We start from the raw sequence: 2,978 nt of genomic DNA, 5'->3' as shown, positions 1-2,978 counted from the left end.
GGCGCGGGCGGCGGCCACGCGCGCCCGCACCTCGCCGGTGGGTTCACCGTCCTCGGCGGCGAACGCCCCGCTACGGGCCGAGTGCATCTGCACCCGCAGATCCACCCGGTCCATCAGCGGACCGGACAACCTGCCCAGGTAGCGGCGTTTCTCGGCACTGCCGCACATGCAGTCCCGCGGGTCGATCGGTGCGCACGGGCACGGATTGGCGGCCATCACCAGCTGGAACCGCGCGGGGTAGCGTGCCACCCCGTCGCGCCGTGCGAGCCGGATCTCACCGTCTTCCAGTGGAGTTCGCATCGCCTCCAGCACGCTGAGACCGATCTCGGCACACTCGTCGAGGAACAGCACCCCTCGATGCGCCCGGCTCACCGCACCCGGGCGGGCCATTCCCGTCCCGCCGCCCACCAGCGCCGCCACGCTCGACGTGTGGTGCGGCGCCACGAACGGCGGGCGGGTGATCAGGGGCGCGCTGCCCGACAGCAGGCCTGCCACCGAGTGGATCGCCGTGACCTCGAGCGACTCCTCGTGCGACAGCGGCGGCAGCAGTCCCGGAAGCCGTTGCGCCAGCATGGTTTTGCCCACCCCCGGTGGCCCGGTCAACATCAGGTGGTGGGCGCCCGCCGCGGCCACTTCGACGGCGTAGCGGGCCTCCGTCTGGCCGACCACGTCGGCGAGGTCGACCGTCTCCTCGGGCGGCGCGGGCGGCGCGCAGATCCGTTCGGCGAGCGGCGCCTTGCCCGCAAGCCACGCCTGCAGCTGCCCCAGGGTGCGGGCGCCGAGCACGTCGATGCCGTCGATGAGGCTGGCCTCGGCGAGATTGTCCACCGGCACCACCACCGTCGGCCAGCCTTCCCGCTTGGCCGCCAGCACCGCGGGCAGCACGCCCTTGATGGCCCTCACCCGGCCGTCGAGCGCGAGTTCGCCCAGCAGCACCGCCTTCTCCAGCCGCGGCCACTCCTTCTTCGAGTGCGCCGACAGCACCGCGGAGGCCAGCGCGATGTCGTAGACCGATCCCATCTTCGGCAGGGTGGCCGGTGAGAGGGCGAGCGTCAGGCGCCTCATCGGCCACTCGTAGCCGCAGTTGGTGATCGCCGCGCGCACCCGGTCGCGCGACTCCTGCAGCGCCGCGTCGGGCAACCCCACCAGGTGCACGCCGGGCAGACCGTTGGCGATGTCGGCCTCGATCTCGACGATGTGGCCGTCCAGGCCGCGGACCGCCACCGAGAACGCCCGGCCCACCGCCATCTACCCCACCCCCTGCACGTGGGTGATCTCCGGCACCGGGCAGCGTCCGATGCGCACCCCGATGACATCGAGCCGCACCGACGCCCAGCTGTCGGTCTGACCCGCCAGCCAGATCCCCGCCAACCGCCGCAGCCGGCGCACCTTCTCCGGGGTGACCGCCTGCGCCACGCCACCGAACCGATCCGACGTCCGCGTCTTGACTTCGACGAACACCACCGCCCGCGCCGCCGGGTCGGTGGCGATGACGTCGAGTTCGCCGTAGCGGCAACGCCAGTTGCGGGCCAGCACCCGCAGCCCGAGCGATGTGAGGTGCTCGACGGCGAGCTTCTCGCCGAGTGCGCCAATCTCGGCGCGTGTCCACGTGGTCATGGCCGCAACGCTGGTCCGGCGCACCGACAGGAGACCGGAGTCCATCCCCAGCCACGGGTTTGTCCACAATGCGGGCAGGACCGGGTTTCGCAAGCGTAAAAAACGGGGTATACCGCCGCGTCCCATCCAGTCGATCTGCGAAGTCGCAGGAGGTCCTCATGAGTGCCAGACCGAGCCAGGGCGTGGTCGACAGGGCCACCGACAGCGACGCTTTCGAATACGCGGCGCGCGCCGGCTTCGCCATCAGCGGGGTGCTGCACCTGCTCGTCGGCTACATCATCCTGCGCATCGCATTCGGATCCGGCGGCAACGCCGACCAGTCCGGCGCGCTCGCCACGATCGGCAACCAGACCGGCGGCAAGATCATGCTGTGGATCGCGGTCGTCGGACTGGTCGCGCTCGGCCTGTGGCGGCTGGCCGAAGCGGTGATCGGCTCGAAGCCCGGTGAGAGCTCCGGCCGGGGACAGGACGACTCACCCGCCTGGAAGCGGGGCAAGGCCGTGGCGCTGGCGATCGTCAACTTCGCGATCGCGTTCTCGGCGGCGCGCTTCGCCACGGGCAGCGGCCAGTCCAGCGGCCAGCAGAACTCCGGCATGTCGGCGCAGCTGATGCAGTCGGGCTGGGGCAAGCTGCTTCTCGTCGCGGTCGGCCTCGGCGTGATCGGCGTCGGCGGTTACCACGTCTACAAGGGCGTGACGAAGAAGTTCTTCAAGGATCTCCGGGTGTCGGGCGGCAGCGGAGTCAAGGCCGTCGGCATCGCCGGCTACGTGGCCAAGGGCCTCGTGCTCGCCGGCGCGGGCATCCTGGTCATCGTGGCGACCCTGCAGGCCGATCCGGCCAAGGCCTCCGGACTGGACGCCGCGGTCAAGGCCCTCGGCGAGGCGCCGTTCGGCAAGTTCCTCCTGGTGGCCGCGGCGATCGGTATCGCCGCGTTCGGCGCCTACAGCTTCGTGCGGGCGCGCTACGGGCGGATGTAGAACACCCACCGACGCGCCGAACGTGCGCTCAGCGCGAGATCCCGGCTCGGATGTCGCAGTGAGCGCACGTTCGGCGTTTCAGCGACAGCGTCAGTCCTCCAGCGCGTCGAACAGCGTGGCCAGCTGGCTCGGGGTGACCGCCGTGCCGCACCGGTTCCGCAGGTCGGTCAGCGGTCGGGCGATGTTCTGCAGGTCGAAGTACTCGTTCGGATGGGCCTCGAAGTATCCCCGCACGTTGCGCTCGGCGTCGGCGGCCGGCTGGTTGACCGCGGCGGTCAGCACGTCGTTCGCGCCCGGGTGGGCGGCCAGGTAGCCGCCCGCGGCGTTGAGCACACCGCTGGCGGTGGTGGCGTAACCGCTGGCGCTGCACGGGTCGGGCTGGGC

General features: G+C 71.3%; 4 protein-coding genes. 1 reads left to right on the top strand and 3 read right to left on the bottom strand.

All coding sequences use genetic code 11. The features are described 5' to 3' along the window. Positions 1-1,248 (bottom strand): YifB family Mg chelatase-like AAA ATPase (locus Q2100_RS30645; RefSeq protein ID WP_302917043.1); only part of this gene is annotated, 1,248 nt, incomplete at its 3' end. After that, entirely contained in the window at positions 1,249-1,617 is a 369-nt protein-coding gene (locus Q2100_RS30640) for a YraN family protein (protein ID WP_302917042.1), read from the bottom strand. 158 nt (positions 1,618-1,775) lie between these two features. On the opposite strand from Q2100_RS30640, the gene Q2100_RS30635 reads away from it, so the two are divergent. Continuing rightward, positions 1,776-2,594: a DUF1206 domain-containing protein gene (locus Q2100_RS30635; protein ID WP_269896445.1), complete on the top strand. Its 819-nt coding sequence runs from the start codon at positions 1,776-1,778 to the stop codon at positions 2,592-2,594. A 90-nt stretch (positions 2,595-2,684) separates the two neighbouring features. On the opposite strand, the gene Q2100_RS30630 is transcribed toward Q2100_RS30635, so the two are convergent. After that, positions 2,685-2,978 (bottom strand): heme-binding protein (locus tag Q2100_RS30630; protein WP_302917041.1); only part of this gene is annotated, 294 nt, incomplete at its 5' end.

The sequence above is a fragment of the Mycolicibacterium arseniciresistens genome, from assembly GCF_030519285.1.
Lineage (GTDB): Bacteria > Actinomycetota > Actinomycetes > Mycobacteriales > Mycobacteriaceae > Mycobacterium > Mycobacterium arseniciresistens.
Note: the sequence above shows the minus strand (reverse complement) of the source record. Positions and strands in the feature narration are given on the sequence as shown.

Coding starts and splice junctions, on each gene's coding strand:
- Q2100_RS30635 (WP_269896445.1), top strand. CDS start 1,776: ATGAGTGCCAGACCGAGCCAGGGCGTGGTCGACAGGGCCACCGACAGC.
- Q2100_RS30640 (WP_302917042.1), bottom strand. CDS start 1,617: ATGACCACGTGGACACGCGCCGAGATTGGCGCACTCGGCGAGAAGCTC.